Annotated in this window: 22 protein-coding genes; 5 read left to right on the top strand and 17 right to left on the bottom strand. The window is 61.1% G+C overall.

Translation table 11 applies throughout. The features are described from left to right. Window positions 1-45 precede the first annotated feature (45 nt). The 10 genes from ilvN to BW934_RS02145 form a co-directional block, all read right to left on the bottom strand. Window positions 46-576: an acetolactate synthase small subunit gene (gene ilvN / locus BW934_RS02190; RefSeq protein WP_076344579.1), complete on the bottom strand. Its 531-nt coding sequence runs from the start codon at window positions 574-576 to the stop codon at window positions 46-48. Continuing rightward, window positions 573-2,303 carry a biosynthetic-type acetolactate synthase large subunit gene (gene ilvB / locus BW934_RS02185; protein WP_076344720.1) on the bottom strand — a complete coding sequence of 577 codons (1,731 nt, stop codon included), beginning with the start codon at window positions 2,301-2,303 and terminating at the stop codon, window positions 573-575. Before ilvB ends, ilvN begins: the two co-directional genes overlap by 4 nt. Window positions 2,304-2,339: 36 nt before the next feature. Then, entirely contained in the window at window positions 2,340-4,013 is a 1,674-nt protein-coding gene (ilvD, locus tag BW934_RS02180; RefSeq protein WP_076344577.1) for a dihydroxy-acid dehydratase, read from the bottom strand. Window positions 4,014-4,154: 141 nt separating this feature from the next. Further along, window positions 4,155-5,042, bottom strand: coding sequence for a branched-chain-amino-acid transaminase (ilvE, locus tag BW934_RS02175; protein WP_076344575.1), 888 nt, complete (start codon window positions 5,040-5,042; stop codon window positions 4,155-4,157). 314 nt (window positions 5,043-5,356) lie between these two features. Then, the gene (locus BW934_RS02170) at window positions 5,357-6,646 is read right to left on the bottom strand and encodes a homoserine dehydrogenase (protein WP_076344573.1); all 1,290 of its coding nucleotides are present in this window, start codon (window positions 6,644-6,646) and stop codon (window positions 5,357-5,359) included. A 102-nt stretch (window positions 6,647-6,748) separates the two neighbouring features. Next, window positions 6,749-7,708 (bottom strand): carbohydrate kinase family protein, encoded by a 960-nt coding sequence (locus BW934_RS02165; protein ID WP_076344571.1) that lies wholly within the window; start codon window positions 7,706-7,708, stop codon window positions 6,749-6,751. 35 nt (window positions 7,709-7,743) lie between these two features. After that, complete coding sequence (locus BW934_RS02160; protein ID WP_076344569.1) at window positions 7,744-8,574, bottom strand: carbohydrate ABC transporter permease; 831 nt, start codon at window positions 8,572-8,574, stop codon at window positions 7,744-7,746. Beyond that, on the bottom strand, window positions 8,571-9,518 hold the full coding sequence (locus BW934_RS02155; protein ID WP_076344567.1) for a carbohydrate ABC transporter permease: 948 nt from the start codon (window positions 9,516-9,518) through the stop codon (window positions 8,571-8,573). The genes BW934_RS02160 and BW934_RS02155 overlap by 4 nt, the downstream gene beginning before the upstream one ends. Window positions 9,519-9,611: 93 nt before the next feature. After that, a complete protein-coding gene (locus BW934_RS02150) occupies window positions 9,612-11,012 on the bottom strand; it encodes an ABC transporter substrate-binding protein (RefSeq protein WP_076344565.1) in 1,401 nt (466 codons plus the stop codon). A 57-nt stretch (window positions 11,013-11,069) separates the two neighbouring features. Further along, window positions 11,070-12,098 carry a LacI family DNA-binding transcriptional regulator gene (locus BW934_RS02145; protein WP_234969468.1) on the bottom strand — a complete coding sequence of 343 codons (1,029 nt, stop codon included), beginning with the start codon at window positions 12,096-12,098 and terminating at the stop codon, window positions 11,070-11,072. Between the two features lie 249 nt (window positions 12,099-12,347). Between BW934_RS02145 and BW934_RS02140 the strand changes: the two genes are divergently transcribed. From BW934_RS02140 to BW934_RS02130, 3 genes are read left to right on the top strand one after another with little or no spacing between them, the layout of a single operon-like run. Continuing rightward, window positions 12,348-13,415: a substrate-binding domain-containing protein gene (locus tag BW934_RS02140; RefSeq protein ID WP_234969467.1), complete on the top strand. Its 1,068-nt coding sequence runs from the start codon at window positions 12,348-12,350 to the stop codon at window positions 13,413-13,415. Window positions 13,416-13,425: 10 nt separating this feature from the next. Further along, window positions 13,426-14,463 (top strand): extracellular solute-binding protein, encoded by a 1,038-nt coding sequence (locus BW934_RS02135; RefSeq protein WP_084182426.1) that lies wholly within the window; start codon window positions 13,426-13,428, stop codon window positions 14,461-14,463. A gap of 5 nt (window positions 14,464-14,468) precedes the next feature. Further along, entirely contained in the window at window positions 14,469-15,254 is a 786-nt protein-coding gene (locus tag BW934_RS02130; protein ID WP_076344557.1) for an ABC transporter permease subunit, read from the top strand. Between the two features lie 64 nt (window positions 15,255-15,318). Here BW934_RS02130 and BW934_RS02125 read toward each other — a convergent pair whose 3' ends face one another. The 6 genes from BW934_RS02125 to BW934_RS02100 form a co-directional block, all read right to left on the bottom strand. Then, window positions 15,319-15,972: a peroxiredoxin gene (locus BW934_RS02125; protein WP_200805704.1), complete on the bottom strand. Its 654-nt coding sequence runs from the start codon at window positions 15,970-15,972 to the stop codon at window positions 15,319-15,321. A gap of 132 nt (window positions 15,973-16,104) precedes the next feature. Then, entirely contained in the window at window positions 16,105-16,527 is a 423-nt protein-coding gene (locus BW934_RS02120; protein WP_076344555.1) for an Rrf2 family transcriptional regulator, read from the bottom strand. Window positions 16,528-16,545: 18 nt separating this feature from the next. Continuing rightward, window positions 16,546-17,121, bottom strand: a complete 576-nt coding sequence (locus BW934_RS02115; protein ID WP_076344553.1) for a YbgA family protein — start codon at window positions 17,119-17,121, stop codon at window positions 16,546-16,548. Between the two features lie 126 nt (window positions 17,122-17,247). Next, entirely contained in the window at window positions 17,248-18,519 is a 1,272-nt protein-coding gene (locus BW934_RS02110; RefSeq protein ID WP_084182424.1) for an MFS transporter, read from the bottom strand. 62 nt (window positions 18,520-18,581) lie between these two features. Continuing rightward, window positions 18,582-18,968: a gamma-glutamylcyclotransferase family protein gene (locus BW934_RS02105; protein WP_076344551.1), complete on the bottom strand. Its 387-nt coding sequence runs from the start codon at window positions 18,966-18,968 to the stop codon at window positions 18,582-18,584. Window positions 18,969-19,539: 571 nt separating this feature from the next. After that, a complete protein-coding gene (locus BW934_RS02100) occupies window positions 19,540-20,925 on the bottom strand; it encodes an amino acid permease (RefSeq protein ID WP_076344714.1) in 1,386 nt (461 codons plus the stop codon). Window positions 20,926-21,233: 308 nt separating this feature from the next. Between BW934_RS02100 and BW934_RS02095 the strand changes: the two genes are divergently transcribed. Both BW934_RS02095 and BW934_RS02090 read left to right on the top strand, forming a co-directional pair. Continuing rightward, window positions 21,234-21,794, top strand: coding sequence for a hypothetical protein (locus BW934_RS02095; RefSeq protein ID WP_076344549.1), 561 nt, complete (start codon window positions 21,234-21,236; stop codon window positions 21,792-21,794). A 6-nt stretch (window positions 21,795-21,800) separates the two neighbouring features. Further along, entirely contained in the window at window positions 21,801-22,412 is a 612-nt protein-coding gene (locus BW934_RS02090; RefSeq protein ID WP_076344547.1) for a SpoIID/LytB domain-containing protein, read from the top strand. Here BW934_RS02090 and BW934_RS02085 read toward each other — a convergent pair. Continuing rightward, on the bottom strand, window positions 22,394-22,852 hold the full coding sequence (locus BW934_RS02085; protein ID WP_143232500.1) for a putative iron-sulfur cluster-binding metallochaperone: 459 nt from the start codon (window positions 22,850-22,852) through the stop codon (window positions 22,394-22,396). The genes BW934_RS02090 and BW934_RS02085 overlap by 19 nt on opposite strands. Between the last annotated feature and the right edge of the window lie 12 nt (window positions 22,853-22,864).

The following is a 22,864-nucleotide window of genomic DNA, read 5'->3' as shown; positions in this document are numbered from 1 at the left end:
CGATGGGCCCGCCCGCCTCGCGGCTGTGCTCTCTGCGGAATGCAATTAGATGTGCAGGACCTGGGCTTCCCCAGAGCGTTTTGGATCGGCAGAAGAAGCGGCCTCGCGCGGGAGCGCCGTCAACCCGGTGCGCGCGAGCTCGCGGATGCCATACGGCCGCAACAGCGCAATCAGCGCATCAATCTTCTCCGCGTCGCCCGTCACCTGGACCGTGACCGTCTCGCGGCCGACATCGACGATGTTGGCCCGGAAAGGCTCGATGAGCGAATGAATGATGGACCGCTCCTGGATGGGGCTCACCACTCGGATGAGCGCGAGTTCGCGCGCCACCATGGCTTGGTCGGTCAGGTCGGTCACCTTGAGCACGTCGATTTGCTTGTGAAGCTGCTTCATGACTTGCTCCAGCGCCGCTTCGTCCATATCGCTCATCACAATCGTCATGCGCGAGAGCTCCGGATTCTCCGTGATACACACGGTCAGGCTCTGAATATTGAATCCCTTGCGCATGAACAGCGCCGTGATGCGGTTCAGCACACCGGGCTTGTTGTGCACCAACACGGAAAGCACGGGCGTCATGGTTTCACCCCCACCATTTGGTGAATGCCCGTGCCGGGGGCCACCATGGGATAGACGTTTTCTTCGGGATCGACCACGCACTCCAGAAGCCCAGGACCGGGTTGCGCAAAGAACGCCTCGAGGGCAGCGGTCAATTCCTCGTCGCGCTCCACGCGCAGCGATGGAATGCGATACGCCTCGCCCAGTTTCACGAAGTCCGGCTGCCACGGCAGGAGAGATTCCGAATAGCGCTCGCCGTGGAACAGCTCCTGCCACTGCCGCACCATGCCTAGCGCGCTGTTGTTCACGATGACCACTTTGATGGGCAGCTGGAACTCGCCGATGACCGCGAGTTCCTGCAGCGTCATCTGGAATCCCGCGTCGCCGAGGATCGCCACCACGAGTTTGTCCGGCTGTCCAAAGTGCGCGCCGATGGCGGCCGGCAGGCCAAAGCCCATGGTCCCAAGTCCGCCCGAGGTGACCCATCGATCCGGCTTATCCAGCGGGAAGAACTGAGCTGCCCACATCTGATGCTGGCCGACATCGGTGGTGACCACGGCTCGGTCCTTGGTCAATCGCGCAATTTCCGCGATGAGCCGCTGCGGTTTGATGCGCGATCCGTCCTGCACCCACCAGAACGGCAACTCCCGTTTCACGCGCAGGAGTTCCTCTCGCCACGCTTCTGCGTCCGGCGCTGGCACGTCGATGCTCAGCATCATCGACAGCGCCTCGCCGACGTCGCCGACCACTGGAATATCGGTCGGCACGTTCTTGCCAATCTCCGCCGGATCGATATCGATGTGTGCGACCGTCGCTTGCGGCGCAAAATGCTCGAGCTTCCCCGTCAGGCGATCATCGAAGCGCGCGCCCAGGTTGATGAGGAAGTCCGTCTCGTAAAGCGCCTTGTTGGCCGCCGCACTCCCGTGCATCCCGCCCATGCCGAGGCAAAGCGGATGGGACGCCGGAAAGCCGCCGAGGCCGAGCAGCGTCTGCACGACGGGGAGCTGATACTTCTCCACGAACGCGAGAAGCTTCTCCGTCGCCCGCGCGTGCAGGATCCCCGCGCCCGCCAGGACGACCGGACGTTTCGCGTGCTGCAGACCGTGCATCAGCTTGCGGATCTGCATGTGGTGCGGCACGATGGTCGGTTGATATCCCGGCAACTGCGGCGGCTCCTCGTAGTCAAACCAAGCCTCTTCGCCGGAAACGTCCTTCGGGATATCGATGAGAACCGGCCCCTTTCGGCCGGAGTTCGCGATGTGAAAGGCCTCTTTGAAAACCCGCGGAATTTCCGCCGCACTGCGTATTTGGTAGTTATGTTTCGTGATGGGCGTCGAGATGCCGATGATGGAGGTCTCTTGGAACGCGTCGGTTCCAATCACCGTCTTCGCCACCTGACCCGTGATGGCGACGAGCGGAATGCTGTCCATCATGGCGTCCGCCAGGCCGGTGACGAGATTGGTGGCGCCCGGACCACTTGTGGCGATCACGACGCCCGGTTTCCCGGTTACGCGCGCGTAACCCTCCGCCGCGTGAATGGCGCCCTGTTCGTGGCGGGTCAACACGTGGCGAATGCCGCATTGATAGAGCGCGTCGTACAGCGGCAGGACCGCGCCACCAGGATACCCAAAGATGACCTCAACCTGCTCCCGGCGCAGCGCCTCTACCACCATGTCGGCACCCTTCATCCAAACTGCCGTGCCTTCCTGAGCGCGCGACAACGTCGCGTCATCCGCTCGCTTCGACATCCCAGGCATCGCGTTTCCTCCTCTCCACAAGGGTTCTCATGCGTCCACCGTCAACACGGCGCCGGTGTTCGCCGACGTGACCAGCTTCTGATACCGCGCCAGGTAGCCCGTGAGCTTCTCCTTGGCCGGGGGCTCATATCTCGCCCGGCGCGCTGCAAGTTCTTCGTCCGAGACGCGAAGGGTGATGGTGCGGTTGGGGATGTCGATCTCGATTTCGTCCCCATCTTTCACGAGCGCAATGGGACCACCGACGCCAGCTTCGGGCGAGATGTGCCCGACACAAATTCCGCGGGTAGCCCCCGAAAACCGGCCGTCTGTGATGAGTGCCACGTCTCGCCCAAGGCCGCGTCCCACGATGGATGAGGTCGGCGCGAGCATTTCCGGCATCCCCGGCCCGCCCTTCGGCCCCTCGTAGCGAATCACGACGACATGCCCCGGCTGCACCTTGCCACTGTTGATGCCTTCCATCGCTTCGTCTTGCGAATTGAAACAGATGGCTCGCCCGACGAACCGCTGAATGTCGGGATCGACCGCGCCGACCTTCAACACGGCACCGTCCGGTGCAAGGTTGCCGAAGAGGATGGACAGCCCGCCCTCCCGGCTGTACGGGTTGGACGCCGGGCGAATCACTCGCTCATCCAGGATCTTCGCGTCCTTCACCTGCTCGTACAGCGTCTTGCCCGTGACCGTGATGCGGTCCCGGTGCACGGCGTCCGTGTGCTCGCACAGCTCGCGAATGATGGCCGACACGCCGCCCGCGCGATGCACGTCCTGAATGCTGTACTCGGACGCCGGGCTGATCTTCGCGAGATACGGCACTCGTTTGGCAATTTCGTTGATTTCGCTCAGGGAATAGTCGATGCCCGCCTCGTGGGCGATGGCCATCAGGTGAAGAACGGTGTTGGTCGATCCGCCCATGGCCATGTCCAACGCAAAGGCGTCGTCGATCGCCTCTCGCGTGATGATGTCCCGCGGGCGAACGTCCTGTTCGACCATGCGGATGAGGTGCTTCGCGGCCTCGTAGATGAGTTCATGCCGTTCCTTCGAGGTGGCAACCAGCGTGCCATTCCCGGGGAGCGCGATGCCCAGCATTTCCATGATGCAGTTCATCGAGTTCGCAGTGAACATGCCCGAACACGAGCCACAGGTTGGACACGCGTTCCGCTCGAGATCAAGCAGATCGTCCTCGGAGATCTGGCCGCTCATGTACTGTCCCACGCCTTCAAACACGGAGCTCAGGGACAGGGGTCGCCCGGTCCGCGACCTTCCCGCCTCCATGGGTCCGCCCGAGACGAACACGGCCGGCACATTGCACCGGACCGCCGCCATGAGCATGCCTGGCGTGATTTTGTCACAGTTGGGGATGAAAAAGACGCCGTCGAACCAGTGCGCGTTGATCATCGTCTCGGCCGAATCGGCAATGAGTTCCCGGCTCGCCAACGAATACCGCATGCCGATGTGTCCCATGGCGATCCCGTCGTCCACGCCGATGGTGTTGAACTCAAAAGGCACGCCGCCGGCCTGGCGAATGGCATCTTTCACGACTTCCGCAAATTCGCGCAGATGAACGTGACCCGGCACGATGTCGACATACGAGTTGCAGACGCCGATGAACGGTTTCGTCAAATCCCGGGGTTTGACGCCCGTCGCGTAGAGCAGGGCCCTGTGAGGCGCCCGGTCCACGCCCTTCTTGATCATGTCGCTTCTCATTCGTGAGCCACTCCTCGCAAAACCTTCTCTGTCTAGCCCGGTTCTTGGCTTTCTAGTCTTAGCATGTAGGGGACCGTCAGCCGCGTTCCGCGGTTTCCGGAAACCCTGGGCGCTGCCTGACTCGTGAACGTCGGAGCCGCATCACACGCGAGCCGCTTCCAACCGGATCCCGTCCGACCGGACGATTTCCTGAAACGCCGCATGGACCCGCTTCGTCACGGGGCCAGGCACGCCGTCCCCAATCGTGCGGCGATCCACCCCGACCACAGGCACGATTTCCGCGGCCGTCCCCGTGAGAAACACCTCATCGGCGACATACACGTCGTGCTGCGTGAAGGGCTCCTGCCGGACTTCGAGGCCGAGCGACGGCGCCAGGTCGATCACGGCCTGGCGAGTGATGCCCTCGAGCGCCCCGAGATACGACGGCGGGGTCACGAGCACGCCATCCCGCACGAGAAAAATGTTTTCGCCAGACCCTTCCACCACGTATCCCTCATGATTGAGCACGATGGCTTCATTGGCCCCGGCGTGCATGGCTTCCATTTTTATCAGAATATTATTGAGATAGTTAAGCGACTTGATCTTGGGGTTCAGAACGTCCCCGCGCATCCGGCGCGTTGCCGCAGTGATGGCTTGAATGCCCTGCTCGTAGAGCGCCTTGGGAAACATGGACAGCTGCTCCGCGATGATAAAGACGCGCGCCTTCGAGCAGTTGTAGGGGTTAAGCCCCAAATCGCCGCTTCCACGCGTCACCACGAGCCGAATGTAGGCCGAAGTCAACGCATTGCGGCGAACCGTCTCACACACGAGCTCTGTCAGCTCATCTTGGGTATATGGGATTTCAAGAAGGATAGATTTCGCGGAACGATACAGGCGATCCATGTGCGGTTTCAGGCGGAATACGTTTCCGTCATAGGCGCGGATGCCTTCGAAGACGCCGTCGCCGTAAAGGAGGCCGTGATCGAAAACCGACACGCTCGCTCTGTCCCTGGAGACAAATTCACCGTCGAGAAACACCTGTGATGCCACGTCCAACGCCCCTCTCTCGCCCGGATGGCGAGTTTCTCTCTCGCGTGTCTTCATGGTTGGCAAAGATCGATTGACGAAATATTCCGTCAAAACAGCACCGCCAACTCAAGTGCCTGAAGCACTCGAATTGTCACGCGAATTGGATGACTTGCTCGTCATTGTAGTACGCTCGGCCCGCGCTGTCAATTGCCGTGCGCCCTGTCTCATTCATGAAATCGGTTACACGCTCGCGCCGAAAAGGCTTTTTCTGAACCAGGCCCGTCTTCCCCACAACACAGCCGCCGCAAAAGAACTAGGGCGCCGAAGCGCCCCGCTCATTCCGCCACCGGTTCGACCGGCATGACCGCTTCCACCGCAATCTGCGGTATCGCGCGCAGCCTCGTCGCCACCTCATGTGCCAACTTCCCCTGGATCTCGTGCGTCACGATGACGATCTCGGCCTGTCCGCCCGCCACGCGCTTTTGCAACACCGTTTCCATACTCACGCGCATTTCGCCAAACAGGTGTGCGACCTGCGCGAAGACGCCCGGCTGGTCAGCCGCGAGGAGCCGGAAGTAGAACTTGTAGAGGTCGTCTTCAAAGTCGACAACCGGCTTCCGGCTTCCAGCAAGGGCGTACGGCCAACTGGTGATGACCCCGAGCTTGAGGTTGCGCACCAGGGCGATGATGTCCCCAACCACCGCGCTCGCGGTCGGCATGCGGCCAGCGCCTCGACCGAAAAACATCAGGTCGCCAGCGGCATCGCCGCGGACGAAAAGCGCGTTAAACGCGTCCGACACGTGGGCCAGCGGATGGCTCTTCGGGATGAGGGTTGGCCTGACCGACAGCGACAAGCGCCCGTTTCGATCCCGCCCGTCGGCGAGCAGCTTGATGACGTACCCCGCCTCATCCGCGTAGCGCACGTCGCTCGCCGTGACGTGCCGAATGCCCTCGACGCGGACGTCCGCCAAGTGCACCTCGGTGTGGAACGCAATGGATGCCAAAATGACGAGCTTCCGGGCCGCGTCAAGCCCGTCCACGTCGCTCGACGGATCGGCCTCGGCGTAGCCCAGCTCCTGGGCGAGCGCCAGCGCCTCGTCGAAGTCGAGGCCCTCTTCGGCCATCTTCGATAAGATGAAATTGGTCGTCCCGTTAATAATCCCCTTGAGATCCGTGACCTCGTTGGCGGTCAGATTCTCTTGCAGCGGACCGAGCAGCGGAATCGCGCCGCCGACCGACGCCTCAAACAAAATGCTCACGCCGTTGGCGGCAGCCGTCTGAAGAATCTCCGGCCCGTGGAGGGCGATGAGGTCCTTGTTAGCGGTCACGACGTGCTTCTTGCGCGCAAGGGCCTCAAGAATGTACGTTCGCGCCGGCTCGATGCCGCCAATAGTCTCCACGACAATCTGAATCTCAGGATCCCCGAGGATATCTTCTGCCGAGGTGGTGAGCTGTTCATCCTCAAAATGCACACCGCGGTCCTTGTGCAAGTCTCGGACGAGAATTCTGCGAATCACGGGGCGCAGACCGGTCATGTCCGCGACGCGATCCGCCCTTCTGCGCACCAGCGATACCACGCCTGCGCCTACGGTGCCACATCCCAAGAGGCCGATGGGTATCTGCATGTGCCACGCTTCCTCCCTGACTCTGTCGCCGGTGCCCCAGAGGAGCCTCGCCTGACGTTTCTGGACATTTTGCTCCTTTATACCGTCTCTCTCGGCGACGTGTCAAGCAGGCATATGTTCCAAAATGTCGGAAAGCGAGGGAAGCGAGTCGATGGCCCCTCGCCGCGTCGCCGCGATCGCCCCAGCAATATTGGCAAACCGCAGTGCGGAACGCCAGAATAAGCTGTCGTCAAGGCGATGTTTGACGTCGGGGAGATCGGCGTCGCGCGTCAATTGGTACAAAAGCGCGCCGAAAAATGCGTCGCCAGCAGCCGTCGTATCCACCGCTTCCACGGGGATGGATGGAACGTGGTGGCACAGGCCGTCGATGGCGACGAGCGATCCGTCGCGCCCCAGGGTCCCTAGAAAGCGAGTGCCTGGAAAGGCCTTCGCCAACTGGAGGAGCGCCTCATCCGGTTGACGGTTTCCTGTGAGAAGGAGGAGCTCCTCCTCCGAACTCTTGACCACGTGCGCGCGGGCGATCACGTCGAACGCTTGGCCCACAGCCTCGACCGGGCGGCTCCACAGCGCAGGCCGGTAATTCATGTCAAAGGTCACGACGCGGCCGTGATCGCCCGCGAGTTCCAGCGCGCGATGGACCGCGGAGCGAGCGGGTTCATGGGAAAGCGCGAGCGACCCGACGTGGACGACTTTCGCATCCGCGAACCACGCGGGGGAAAGGTCCTCGGGTCGCAGCCTCGTATCCGCGCCTGGATTTCGCTCAAACGAAAACGAGCGCTCGCCGTCCCCCGCAATGTGGACGAAGGCCAGCGTGGTGCGCGCCTCCACGCTGATCACGCTGTCCACCTCGATGCCGAGCGTCGAGAGTGCATCGCGCAGGAAGTCGCCGAAAGCGTCCGCACCCACGGCGGACACCATTCGGCATCGGCCGCCGAGCTTTGCGACGGCCGCGAGCACGTTTGCAGGTGCGCCTCCTGCCGATCCGAACATCTGCGGGACACCTGCGGACGACACGACGCTGAAATCGATCAACACTTCACCAATGCCCATCACGTCGTACATCTTCACCCTCCGTCGCCACCCGAGATATGGCCAAGTTAGCCTTTGACGGCGCCCTGCGTCAACCCGGACACGATCCACCGGCGGAAGATGACGACGAGAACCACAATGGGCACGATGGACACGACCGAACCGGCAAAGATGGTGCCATAGGGAACGGTGTATTGCCCGCTGAACAACGCGATGCCTACCGGAATGGTGCGCATGGTGTTATCGGGATTGAATACGAGCGCCATGAAGAATTCGGTCCAGCATGCGACGAAGGTAAAGACGGCGGCAGTGAACAGACCGGGCGTCGTCAGCGGCAAGAAAATCCGCCAATACGACATGAAAACCGACGCTCCGTCGATCTTCGCCGCCTCAAACAGCGCACCCGGTACCTGCAGAAAATAGTTGCGCAGAATCCAGATGGAAAACGGGAGATTGAACGCCGTGTATGGGATGATGAGCGCCTGGTACGAGTCCAGCCAGCCCACATCCCGGAGCAACATGTAAAGCGGCGTGATCACGACAAGCGGTGGAAACACCGAGATGATGAGCAGAAAAATGAGCATGGGCTGCTTGCCCTTCAGCGGGAGACGGGCAATGGCAAACCCCGCCATGGAACCGAACAGCAGAACAAAGAACGTGGACGTGATCGCCACGATCACGCTGTTCAAGATGTACCGCCCAAAGTGAAATTGGCCGAAGGCCTCACGGTAATGGGACAGCGTCCAGTGGGCAGGGAAGTATGCGGGCGGATAGGCGCTGATATCGGCGTTGGGTTCGAACGAGGTGATGAACATCCAATAAAACGGAAGCAAAATCACCACGAGAAAGAAGATGAGCACGACGTAGCCGATGATACGCTGATACAGTGGCTTTTTCATTGCGCTTCCTCCCCGACCATTCCGCGAAAGGCCGACAGGAACATCAGGCAGGCCCCCAGGATGAGGATGACCGTACTGACTGCAACCGCCGCCCCGAGCCCAAAGTGAAGGTTGGTGAAGAGCGTCTCCTCTCCGAGCATGGCCAACGAAGTTGTCGCAGATCCGGGTCCGCCTTGGGTGAGCACAAAGGGCAGATCGAAGATTCCAAAAGCCTGCAGAATGCGGAAGAGGCCAGCAATGGCAATGCTTCCGCGCAGCTGCGGGAAGGTCACGTTCCAGAACGTCTGCCAGCCGTTCGCCCCGTCGATCCGTGCCGCTTCATAGTAGTCTTTCGGAATCATCTGCAAGCCACTCAAGAGAATAATGACGACGAACGGTGTGGTTTTCCAGATGTCAGCCGCCATGAGGGCGATGACAGCCGTGACCGGCTCGCCCGTCCAGTTGACGGGATTATGGATCAAGCCGAGCGCCTGGAGAATGGCATTCAGGACCCCGTACACACCGTTGTAAATATAACCCCACATTTCGGCCGAGATGACCGTGATGAGTGACCAGGGAATGAGCATCACCACGACCGAGATGCTCTTGAGCTTCTCCACATTTTGAATGGCGAGCGCAATCAGCAAACCCAAAAACAGCTCAATGGCCACCGTCACGACGGAATAGTACACTGTGAACCAAACACTGTGCCAGAAGAGCGGAGCGGAATAGACGTCAACATAGTTCTGAATGCCGTTAAAGGTAAACTGAAATCCGTTTTCAGTCAGCTGAATGTTATTAAAGCTCATCCAGATGGAGTAGAGAATCGGAAAAATCGTTACGGCCAAGATGACAATGCCGGCGGGCGTGAGCATGCCGAATCCAGCTCGCACGTCGTGACGCGCCACGCTTGCCCGACGACTCGTAACTCGCGGCGCTTGCCCGGCTTCCATGACCTTAGACATTTCTGCTCGCCCTCCTTTCTCGCTCCACGATGCGCGCTGCGAAGACCAGCTGGATGAGCTTGATGGGGCGGGCGCAAGCGCCCGCCGCGCATCTCAGAGGCCGCCCGAGCCGCTTCCGCTCAGCGCCTGCTGAATTTGTTGATTCGCGTCTTTCAGCGCCTGATCGACGGATACACTTCCCGCCAACGCCGCATTGACGTTGTCGTAAATAGCCTTGGACACCGCCGGATAGTTCGGCGTCTGGGCGGGACGAGACACGAACTTGACCTTGGGCAGCAACGCGAATACCGGGCTGTACTTGGCCAGCGATGGGCTGTCCGCCACCGCCTTGATGGTCGGCATCTCCGAGTTGGCTGCCAAGATTTCCTGCGCCTGAGGGCTGGTCATCCAGTCGATGAACTGGAGCGCGGCCGCCAGGTTTTTGGTGTGTGGATTCAGGTACAAGTCCCACCCACCGACCGTGCTATATCCGCTCGTTCCATGTCCTGCAAAGGTTGGAAGTGGGGCAACGCCGACCTTGCCCACGACCTTCGAGCTCGAGGGGTTCTGCGAGTCCGACCACGCGTACGACCAGTTGCGGAGGAAAACGGCATTGCCCTGCGTAAACACGTTCTCCGACTGAGGCTCTTGGAACGTGTCGACCGACTGCGGCGTAACCCCTGAGGTGATCAGCCCGCGCATGAAAGACAGCGCCTGCCGGGCCGCGGCGGTGTTCAACGAGGCTTTGCCGTTCGTCAGAACGCTGCCGCCTGCATCCGCCAAATACTCGTCGAAATCACAGGTGAGTCCCTCGTAATCAGCGCCCTGCCAGACAAAGCCGTATTTCGCTCCACCGTGTTTGACGATGTACGAAGCCTCGCTCTGGAGCTGCTGCCACGTCTTCGGAACCGCGAGATGGTACTTCGCCAAGAGATCCTTGCGGTAATACAAGAAGGCCGTGTCGGCAAACAAGGGCGCCGCATAGACTTTGCCGTTGTACGTCGCGCCGGCAACCAATCCATTTGAAAAACGCGACCAGAAAGACGTCGGCAGGTAGTCGGACAAGGGGGCGGCCAGCTGGTTGTGCGCAAACTGCGCTGGCCAAATCACGTCTCCCATGTACACGTCTGGCGTAGAGGAGCCACCGCTGATGGAAGCGGTCAAGTCCGCTCGGTTGGTGTCCGTGTTCGACGGCTGAACTTGAAGCCGTACCTTGATTTTCGGATACTTCTTCTCAAATGCGGAGACCAATTCGCTCGCCGTGGGGCCCGTCGTGAACGACTCGGCCCACACAATCGTGCCCGATGCATTTTTGTAGTTCACAAGGTGTACAGGCTTCGCAATCTTCACCCCGTCCACATTCACCATCTGGCTGGAAGGGCTCGCCGTAGAGGCGCTTCCGTTGGCGCTCGCTTGACCAGCGGGCGCGTTCGCTTGTCCGCACCCGACCACGAGCGCTGCCGCCGCAGAACTGGCGAGTGCGACACTTGTCCACCGTTTGACCTTGTTCTTCATCTGCACATACCCCCATCGAAAAGTTCAAAAGCCATGCTTCGCTTACGCCTTCAACTCTCACGTTACGGAGCGCACCGACTCGCGCTCCACCAGGCGATGAGGCAACAGGTAATCCCCGATCTCGGAAGGCGAAGGAGGTTGCGATGCCGCGCGTATCAGCCATTTCACGGCCGCCTCGCCGATTTCGAGGAAGGGCTGCGCGACCGTGGTCAGCCGAGGTGTCACCATGCGGGCGATGGGAAGATCGTCAAATCCCATGACCGAGATGTCCTCCGGCACCTGATAGCCGTGATCGTTCAGACAGCGGATGGCGCCAAGCGCCATCTCATCCGACGCTGCGCAGACGGCCGTAAAAGGCACGTCGTGGATACGCTCCAGCAGGCGCTGCATGGCCTGATAGCCATCGTCGAAGCGGTACTGCCCGAACTCGACGCGCGCATCGCAATACTCAATGCCAAAATGGCGCAAACCCTCGCGGTATCCTTCCAAGCGCAGTTCTCCGGTCCTGTCGTCCCATAGCTTGCCAGCGATCATCGCGATTTGGCGGTGTCCACGTGACACCAGGTACGCGACGACGTCGAACATGGCGCGCACTTCGTCGATGCGAAAGGCGGTCAGGGGTGTCTTAGCAGCGCTCTGCGTCAGCGTCAAGACGACCGGCACGTTCAGGCGCTGAAGGATGGGATCATAATCCTCAGTGACCAGTTTGCTGGTGAAGATGATGCCCGAGACCTGATACCCGCTGAGAATCGAGAACCCTTCAAACGCCCGTTCACGCGAGTGTTCAGAGTCGTACAGAAGCACTTTCATTCCGTGTTGTTGACTCGCGCGATCGATGCCCTTGTACAGCTCGTTGAAGAAGAAGTCGGTGATGCCGGGTACGATGAGCCCGAGTGTGTCGCTCCGCCGCGCGGAAAGCCCCCGGGCGATGGCGCTCGGCTGATAAGACATCTCCTCCATTGCCTTACGAACGCGTTCCAACGTCTCGGGATCCACCAGGTCGGGACGGTTCAAGGCGCGCGACACGGTCGCAGCTGATACCCCCGCCGCTCTGGCGACGTCGCGGATGGTCGCTCGCAAGCTCACTCACCTCCTTGTGCAACAGTTTCATAAAACGGTTACACAAACTCGAACACCGTGATCATACGGAATGCGCCCCTTCATGTCAACGCTTTCATTTCGATTCAGAATGATTTTCATAGCGCCCCCCTTCTATTCGCGCTCTTCTCGCAGTCTTTTTGCATTCACAGGTCCATGGGGCGAAACAGGTCAGCAAAAATTCTTTCATTCTGAGGCTAAATGAGCTATCTTGAAAATATCCTTTCGAGGCAGGCGATGCGCATGAAGTTCCCGAATGCTGTGCGCCCCTTGCGGGAGTTGGCAGGCCTCACCAGGTCTGAACTCGCTCGGCGTGCAGGGATCACCCCCCAAGCATTGGGCCTCATTGAACAGGGCAGAGTGAGTCCGTCGACGCATGTCGCTTTGCGCCTGGCGAAAGCGCTGGGTACTACGGTGGAGTCGCTCTTTGATCCGGAGCAAAATGCGACTGCCCACCCTGGTACGGGTGTCTTCGGCTTGGAGCGAGTGGCACTCGCGGAAATTGCGGGCGCTCGCGTGGCGAGATCGCTCGAGGACTCGGCTCAACCTGTTCCTGCCGACGGCCTGCGCGGCGAGGGCGAACGCATCGATTGGGTCGCGCCTGTCGGCCCGGAGATGGCGCGCGTCTTCTTGTCGGGGTGCGATCCGGCGCTCTCGTTGCTGGCCGCCTGGGTCAATCGCCGTTGCCGCGAATGCGAAGCCATTCACTTCCTCGCCACCAACCAGAGCGCTTTAGCGGAGCTTGAGCGCGGCACGACCCACATCGCCAGTTTTCACGGGACGCTCGAGGACATCCAGGCGCATGCGTCCGGAAAATCGTGGATCATCGTGCCGTTGGCCGCTTCGCGCATCGGATGGGTGGTGCCGCGCCACAATCCAAAGCGCTGGATGGTCGATGCAGGATTTCGCGAAGGCCGCCCCCGCCTCGTCAATCGCCCGCGCGGTGCCGGGGCACGCGCGCTTGTGGACGAGGCGCTGCGCAGCGAGGGGGTCTCTCCGGACGAAGTCCCGGGCTACACTCTGGAAGCCAAAACGCATCAGGAGGTGGTCCGCGCCGTGATGTTTGGCGGCGCGGACGTGGGCGTTGCCCACGAAGCCGCCGTGACCGAGGAAGTCACCTTTCTTCCCATTCGCGACGAGGTCACGTGGCTCATCATCCCGCGCGCACATGCCGAACAACCTGGTGTTCAACGGATTTTGGACGTGCTTCAGTCGGATCGGTTTCGCAGGGATTTGGCGGCGTACGGACCCTACGACGTGGTCGCGACAGGAAAGATGGATCACCATCTCAAACAGCTCACCTAGGGGGATGACGATGAGAAACACGTTGAGCAAGCATTGGAAGCGCGCGAGCTTAGGCGGATTGATGGTGGGCCTTGTGGCCGTCGCCACGGGCTGCGGACAGCCCGCGCAACATTCATCCAACTCAACCGGCGCGGCTTCGACGACCGCGGCGCGCCCGGTGCCGCTCTCGGTGCTGTATGCGGGCTCCATGACGCACGTCATGGAAGATGTCATCCGGCCCAACGTGGACCGGGCCCTCAACGTGAATTTCCAGGGCGAAGGGGCCGGATCGGCGGAACTCGCGCACATGATCACGTCCAAACTCGCCAACCCGGACGTTTTCATCAGCGCCTCTCCGTCGGTCGATGTGAACGATCTCATGGGACCCTCCAACGGCAATGCGGCCCGCTGGTACGCCACGCTCGCGACGGATGAGCTGGTGATCGCCTACTCGCCGAAGAGCAAAGAGGTCAAGGAATTTCAGCAGGCGGCGCAAGGAAAGATCCCGTGGTACCAAGTTCTAGAGATGCCGGGCGTTCGCTTTGGACGGACGGATCCGAAGCTGGACCCGAAAGGCGTCAATACGATTCTCATGATGAAACTGGCGGAGGCGTACTACCATCAGCCCGACCTGGAGAAGCGGATCCTCGGCAGCGACGAAAACCCGGCCCAGGTCTTCCCGGAAGAGGATTTGATCGCGCAGCTCACCAGCGGACAAATGGATGCCGTGATCGCCTATAAACATGAGGCCATAGAGTGGCACGTGCCGTACATCACGCTGCCTGCCGCCATCAACCTGGGCGATCCGGCGCTCGCGAAGGACTATGCGAAGGTGTCGTGGACGCCCTCTGGCGGCGGCAAGACGATCAAGGGCGCGCCGATCCTCTTCACCATCACGGTGCTCACGCACGCCCCGCACCCGCAGCAAGCAGCCGCCTTCGTGCGCTACATGACGGTGGGTGAAGGTCATCAGATTCTGATGCGCGACGGATTCACGCCAACGCCCATCAAGTTCTATGGAGACGTGCAAAGCGTGCCTGCGAGCCTGCGCTCGATCGCTGTGCGGTGAACTGGATGTCGCGGAATCTGAGGACGTCTGCGCTGTACGCCGCGGGTCTTGTCGCCGTGGCGTACGCGCTCTGGCCGATGATCCGGCTGGCTGTGGACGCGCCGCCCGGCGCGGTGATGTCGGCATGGGAGCAACCGGAGCTTTTGCGCGCTGCCGCCACGACGCTCGTGAGCGCCGCCATCTCGACGTCTCTGTCCACGGCGCTGGGCGTGCCCGCGGCGTATCTGCTCGTCAGGTCCCGCTTCCCCGGCAAGTGGTTGGTGGAGACGTTGCTCGTCCTGCCACTCGTGCTGCCGCCCATCGTGGGCGGCGTGGCCTTAATGGACGTCTTTGGGCCGTACACGACCCTCGGGGGCTTCTTGGCCGCTCACCACCTGCCGCTTACGTTGTCCGTGGCAGGCATCGTGTTGTCCCAATGGTACGTCACGAGCCCGTTTCTCGTGTTCACGTCCCGCGCGGGCTTCGCCGAGGTTCCCCGAGACCTGCACGAAGCCTTTCGGCTTGAAGGCGCAGACGGCTGGACAACCTTCTGGCGCCTGTACGTCCCGCTCGCGGCTCGGTCGATCACGGCTGGGGTCGCTCTCACCTTCGCACGTGCGATGGGCGAATTTGGCGCGACCATGCTGATGGCGTACCATCCGTACAGCCTGCCGATCTACGTCTGGGTCCAGTTCATGTCGGGCGGCGTGACCAGCATGGTGCCGGTCGCAGCCGGTGTCGTGATCGCCCTGGCCATCCTCGTGGCCGCCGCTCGATGGATTGGCTTGAGATGGATGAAGGCAGGCGCATAGCGGGTCAGATGCGCAAAAAGGCCGTCCCGGTTCCTGTCCGGGACGGCCTTCGCTGTGGCATGCGTCAAACTTTCTTCATGCGCAGATACCAGGTCTTGTACTCGAGCCCCTTGGCCGCCGCCTCTTCCTCGCTCTCGATGGCATCGAGCGTTGCCGGCGCCGGCACCACCACCGGATCTCCCGGCTGCCAGTCTGCCGGGCAGGACACGCCGTTCTTGTCAGCGGTCTGCAGCGCGTCGATGACCCGCAGGATCTCCGAGATGTTGCGGCCGACGTTCATCGGGTAGTAGATCATGGCGCGCAGAATGCCCTTGTCGTCGATGAAGAACACGGTGCGCACCGTCGAGGTGTTGTTGGCCGCAGGGTGAATCATGCCATACAGGTTGGCGACTTTCATGTCGAGATCGGCGATCACGGGGAACGGGATCTTCACACCGAACGCCTTCTCCAGGTCATGCACCCAGGCGAGGTGGGATTGGACGCTGTCGATGGACAGGCCAATCAGCTGGACGTTGCGCTTCTCGAACTCTTCGTGGCGGCGGGCAAAAGCGCCGAACTCCGTCGAGCAGACGGGCGTGAAATCGGCGGGATGCGAGAACAGCACCACCCACTTTCCGCGCAGGTCGCTCAGCTTGAGTTTCCCGTGCGTCGTGTTGGCCTCGAAATCGGGCGCAGGCTCGTTGAGACGGGGCAGCGTGTGCACTTCGGACATGCTCATCTCTCCCATTCTCCAACTTTGGTTATCGGATTACTAAGCCTACTGTACCACGGCCGCAGCGCGGATACAAGCGCTGTCTCACCGCAGTTCCCTCGTGTGTATTCTTCGCGCCGAAGCAGACTCCTGCCGAGGTTAGCGTTCCCGAAACGCCGGCGCAGCCATCAACGCGACCTCCGCGAGCGTATAGCGATTTAACGTCTCCAGAAACGCGTCCACGGCTTCGCCGAGCGCCCGCCTCAGCCGACATCCGGGCAGAAGCACGCAGCTGGCGTCCGCGAAGCAGCCGACTACGGCAAAATCGTCCTCCATGGCCCGCACGACCTCGCCAATGCGAATCTCCTCAGCCGGCAAAGCCAAGCGCATGCCTCCGCCACGGCCTCGAACCGTCTCCAAGTAGCCCGCCTGTCCCAGGCGATGCACCGCCTTGGTCAGGTGGTTGCGCGAAATGCCGTACACGCGCGCGATCTCGTCTACCTGCACGAGCCTGCCCTGCGGCTGATTCGCCGCATAAATCAAGACGCGCAGGGCGTAATCCGTGAACAGCGTCAAGTTCAAGCCGCCACCCCCTCAGACCTAGCCGGGCCTGTCCCCGTTTGAACGCGTCTCGCTTGTCTCTTCCACCCCATAGATACGCACCAGAAGCATCGATGGATCGCCCTTCGCAAGCGCCTGTTCCGCATCCACGTCCATGCGGTACACGCGGCCCTGATATCGAAACAGCGTTTCGCGCCACGGCTCATCGCGAAACACATAAGATGTCGCAAGGTACGATGGCCCCTCGCGCAGCACGCGCTCGCCAAGCTCTGAAATGACGCCTGCCGGATCGTCAAGAACCTGTGCCGCAAGCCGCCTGCGATCCGCCGGCGCCATGCGGTCCTTCCAGTACCCCAGGAGGTGGTACGCGGTATTGCGAAGGGCAGACAACGTCGTCGGCTCTCGCTCGATGCACTTGAGCCTGTACAGCCACGCGCGAAGCGCACTCTCGTCCGCTCGAGCTAGGCGCAGCGAGGAAGACAGCTCCTTGACATACGCGTAATTGCGTGCCATGACGGCGTACTTGGTGTCGCGCCACAGCGCCTCGCAGCCTTGGTAGAATAGCCCTAGGGTCGCGCCCACGACTCTCCCCCGCTCTTGCACGGAAGTCTTCATCCCCAGCTTATACCCATCCTGAAAAAGATACCAGTCCCTCTGCCTCCATCCGGCACTTGAACGGACGTGCAGCGAGAACAGTCCGGGCGCAACCCGGGCACATCATGCTTGGCGCGGCAAGGCGCCTCACCTTCGCCGACCTGGGCCGCCGTCAAAGGATCGGAAGAATAGGCCGTACAGGACGGTCGACGCGAGCTGCAGGGCACCGGCAAAGAAAAAGGGCAACGCGAAGCTGCCCGCATCCAGCAGCCAACCCGACACCGTGGGCCCGACGGCCGATGCGACGCGTGTAAAAAACGAGTTCATGCTGAGCGAGAACCCACGCCGCTCGTCCCCTGTGAAGCTTGACCCCAGGGCGGATCGCACGCCCTGCGTGCCGCGACTCAAGGCGCCGCGGACGGCATAGACAGCGGACGCCAGGGCAAACGTGGGCATGAGCGGCAGCACGACCATCAGCGCGACGCCCAGCAGGCGAAGCCACACCACCGAGCGCACCATGCCGACGCGATCGGCCAAATATCCAGAAAGGATGGCGGACAGCCCGGTGACCACGAAGGATAAAGCCATGGTTCCTCCGATTTGCGCGCTCGTCGCGCCAAACCGGACGGCAAACCAATACGACATCATCGGGCCGACAAAGCCGACGCCAAGCCCGTTCAACAAGTTCACAAAGGCGAACTTCGCGATGTTTCGGTTTTCCTCGCGCCGCTTGGATGTGCCGTCGAGCGCTTCCCCTGGCGCCACCGCGCCGCTTTGGTCGGCGTTGTCACTCCGCTTTCCGCCCTCTCTCTGCTCCGCCCGCGTGCGGCCGCCCCCTGGCGCCAGCCACACCACACACGCGCACAGCAGGGATAACAGCGCGATGCCGGTAAACAGCGGGCGAAAGGCAGCCGCACCAGGCAACGCGTGCCGCCACATGCGATCCAATCCGCCCAGCACACAGCCCAGGGCCATGCCGAAAAAGCCGATGGCCGTATTGATGCTGAATACCCGACTCCTGCGATCCCGCCCGACGCTCTGCGCCATCCACGCCTGTTCGGCGGGCGTGAAGGGCCCGGCGGCGCCATTTTGCCCTCTCCCAAATCCCGTGGCGATAATGGCCGCCGCCAGAGCGACCGGATTGCGACTCACGGCCACCACAAAAGCAGCCAAACACGTCATGCATTCGTATGCGAAGAGGAAGGGCTTGCGCCCGACGCGGTCCGAGGCCACGCCCACCACCAGAATGAGCAGAGCACCCGCAACGCCCGCGGCCGACATGACGCCGCCGATGGCCGTCGCGCGCCACCCAATTTCCTTCAGGTAGAGCGCCATATCGACGATCGCGACGCCCTGTCCGACGCTGCGCAGCGCCCGCGCCGCCTGCAGATACGGCACGGGCGAACGTCCGACGTCCATAAGCTGCACCCCCATGCGCACGGTCTAGTCTCTTCAGAAGCTCGCTCGGCATGGGCGTCCTTTCACGTTTTCCGCGACCGCAGGCAGTGCCACACCCAATCTCCGCTTGGAATGGGAGCACCGCCCGCTCTGGCTTTCGCCGCGGGCATATGGTATACCCAGCCGCGAAGCCCGTTCTCGAGATCTTCAACGATGTCGCGTTGATAGAGGTGCGGGTAATCTTCCAAGCGATCGAGCGCCTTCAGGCCGGCGCCCGTCACCTCGACCCACTCGCCGACGATCTCACCGGCCTCTTCGAGCGTGAGAGCAGGGTACGCACCCCAGTCGTACATCACACCCCGGATCCGCCCCAAGCCGTGTTGTTTCACGAGGTGTGGCGTCATCACGCCGCGATTCGACTGGCCTTCGCGCAATGTACCGTAGACGAACACCTTGTGCGTCTCGGGCATGCGATGAACCCTCCCTTGCGCACCACTTCTTATGGAGCGTATCGCAAATTGACCACCAAGCAAAGGCGAGGACATGCCAAAGCATTTCGAGCGGAGTGAATAATATCGCGCGGCTTCGACCGCAGGTGCCCCTTCAGGATGGGCAGATTCGTTCTCAAGGCAGAAGGGCCGCACCAAGTTTAATTCAAGGGAACTTGGTTAGACTGTGGGTAAAGACCTTTCATCCTTGGAATTCTGTCATTCGAGGTGCAGAGCCTATGCTGACCAAAGTCGCGCTGATCCTGTTCATCAGCTTCGGAATCATCGGGTTCAACCGGTACATGAAGAAACAAACCGAGCGGATTGAAGAAAAAATTCAGTCGAACCGCGCATAAGAGAGAGGCGGCCACACGGCCGCCTCTCTCTTTGTCTCTCCCCGTGATGCGCCATGACGGAGCGTTGAAGACCCGTCACGCACATGGACGTCGCCCTTCGTTCACCCACGGCAAGAGGGTTCCTGCCGAGCCGCGGGCGGCAGGCTGTCCCAGCCAACGGTGAATGGACCTTCGCCACGGCCACGGAAGCGACGCTCTCAATCTTCGAAACGCACCTCTTGCAAGGGAATCAGTTTCGTCTTTTTTATCCATTTATACCCAAACCAAAGCGCCAAGAACAACGGGATGCCGATGTACGTCGCGACCACGCCCATCCAGTCAATCTTCCCGCCCGTGAAGATGCTTGTGTCCTGGCCAATGATCACGATGGCGCAAAGCGCGGCGGCGAAGAGCGGCCCGAACGGGTACCACTTGGCGCGGTAGACGAGATCGTCAAGCGAGCGCCCCTGCGCGACGTACGCCTTGCGAAATCGATAGTGACTCACCGCGATGCCGAGCCATGCGAGAAATCCGGTCAGGCTTGCGGCGTTGAGCATCCACGTGTAGACGGCACCATTGCCGACGACGGAAGACAAAAACGCGACGAATCCGATGGCGGTGTTGACGTACAGGGCGTTCATCGGCACACCGTGGCGATTCACCTTCGCGAATACCTTGGGCGCTTTCCCCTCGCACGCCAGCGCCCAGAGCATGCGGCTCGAAGCGTAAAGCGAAGAGTTGCCGGCCGACAACACTGCGGTGAGAATCACGGCATTCATGACGGCAGCCGCCAACGCGAACCCCGCGCGGCGAAAAACGAGCGTGAACGGGCTGATGGCGACGTTGTTCAAGCTCGCATTCAGCAAGTTGGGGTCCGTGTACGGAATCAGCATGCCAATGACAAAAATGGCCAGAACGTAGAAGAGCAAAATCCGCCAGAACACCGTGCGAATCGCGCGCGGCACGTTGCGGGCCGGGTTGTCACTTTCGCCGGCAGCAAGCCCGACGAGTTCCGTCCCCTGAAACGCGAACCCCGCCACCATCACGGTGCTCAAAAAGCCGATCCATCCTCCGTGAAACGGCGATCCGCCCGTCATAAACACGTGCCATCCCACCGGGTGACCTCCGAGGATGCCAAAGATCATGGCGAGTCCCACGACGATGAAGGCGAGAATGGTAAGCACTTTAATGCCGGCAAACCAGTACTCCCCTTCCCCATAGCCCTTCACGCTCACGACGTTCAGGACGAACAGGATGGCCAAAAACGCCGCGCTCCAAACGACCGCCGGGACGTGCGGAAACCAGTACCGCATGACCATGGCACCCGCCGCGAGTTCCGCCGGAAGGGTCACCGTCCACGTGTACCAATAGTTCCATCCCAGCGCGAAGCCGAGGGCCGGGTCCACGAAGCGCGTGGCGTACTGCTCAAACGAACCGGCGATTGGCATGAACGTCGCCATTTCGCCGAGGCTCGTCATCACGAAGTACACCATGATCCCGACGATGATGTACGCCAGCAGAGCCCCTCCCGGACCGGCTGTGGAGATGGACGATCCGCTCGCCACGAATACGCCCGTGCCGATGGCGCCCCCAATGGCGATCATCGAAAGATGGCGGGATCTCAGGTCGCGCCGCAAGCCCACCTCCCGCGACGACGTGATGAAAGCAGGGCGTGCAGCCGCACGCTCGCTTGCACGTTCAACGCTCAAAGCACAGACCCCTTTCTCAAGTTAGAACTTCATCGAGATAAAGCAATGCTACGTGAACATGCTATAGCGAAACGACTTGCGGCGCAACGAGAAATCGTTGGTTGCATGCGACAAATTCTCGAAGTCGAGGGCCTCATATTGAAACCCATTTCGGGCACCCTCCTTACAGGGTGAGGATCAAGAGCCAAAGGAGGGATTCTGAGATGTTCAAACGGATGATTCGGCTGGTGAGCATCGCCGCGCTCGCCCTGGCCATCGTCGGGTTCACGTGGGGACCCGCGGCTTCGGTGCATGCGCGAGACCAAGGGGAAATTGAGTTTCGAGTCGGATCGTCCACCACCACCGTTGTGGCGGGAGCTCGCGTCATCGTCATCAACCACGAGGGAAAGATTGTGGCCACGGGCCTCACCGACACGCATGGGCTCTACATCGCGCACGTGCCCATGTACAAGGCCAAGTGGAACGAAAAGTACGATGCCAAAGGCGTGGTGAATGCCATCGTCACAGCCGATGGGTACAACGAGCAGGCGGTGTTCGTCATCCCCATCACGGAGCATACCATTCAGCCCGTGATTCTCCAGCCGATCCGCCCGAACGCGCGCAATCTGCCGAGCGCGTCCCTGGGCAATTTCAGTTCGTTCGATCTCGTCGGATACATCGATCGGTACGCGTCCGAGCTGCACCTCAAGCGGCAAAGTCCGATTCCAGGCGAGCCGGGGAATCCACCGTGGAGCGCACAACAAGCATCCGCATCGTCGAGGTGATTGGACATGAGTTGGCTGCGACGCCTGGGTTTTGTGCTGTCTGGGATGGCGCTCGTCGCGGGGTGGTCCGTGGCCCCGCCTGTGCACGCACAGACGATCTTTAACACGCCCTATCCCTCGGTGATCCGCGTGGCGATCCGAGCCTACAACAACCCGACGGCGCCCATTCTGTACGTGCAGACCATCGGATTCGAAGAGTACTGTGAAGACGTCTTGCCGAACGAATGGATTCCAAGCTGGAATGAAGAGGCGCTGAAGGCGGGCGCGATCGCGGTGAAGATGTTTGCATGGTATTGGACGTTGCACCCGCACACCGAAAATGGATGGACGTACGACGTGGACAACACCACCAACTATCAGACGTTCAAATACCTGAGCGGCCACTATCAGACGGATTTGGCCGTCCAGCAGACGTGGAACATGGTCTTCGTGCCGCCTGACGGGGCCATTAAACCGCTCGATTACCGCCAGGGTTACGAAGGGCGGCCGAACTACGCGTTTGTGGGCACGTACATCATGTCCCAGTGGGGCACGGAGTACTGGGCGAAGGTGGCGAAACTTCCTTTTAACCAGATCTTGAGCCTCTTTTACCCCGGCTATCAGTTGCGCTGGGTGTGATCTTCCTCGCCCAAACCACCCTGCGAACGCTGGCGAGCATGCGCGAGCACCGATCGGACATTGCCCAGGCAACAGGTACCCTGGGGGTTGCGAAGATCGCAGGCGCAGCGGCGCTCGCGCACGTGCTCTTGAATTTCCTCATCGGGGCGCGCTCCGCGATGGAGCGCGGCGACAAGGGCCTCCCGCGTCCAGTCGAAGCAGTAGCAGACACACGCGGCGCTGGAGGCGTCCTTCTGGAAGACGGGCACGCGCACGTCATCCAGGTCAAACGACTGCTGAGCCGAGAAATAGACGACTTCACAGCCCGGAGTCGCGCAAAAGTGAAAATCGTCGTCGGGATGCAGACGAGATAGGGCCGCACCGGTCAATAGCGACTTCACGGTGCGAAGGGGAACAGAACGGGCTCGTTCGCCGCACGAGGGACATGCCATCGACGTCATCTTTCATCCTCC

It is taken from the genome of Alicyclobacillus vulcanalis (assembly GCF_900156755.1).
Lineage (GTDB): Bacteria > Bacillota > Bacilli > Alicyclobacillales > Alicyclobacillaceae > Alicyclobacillus > Alicyclobacillus vulcanalis.
This window is presented reverse-complemented; position numbering and strand designations above follow the sequence as displayed.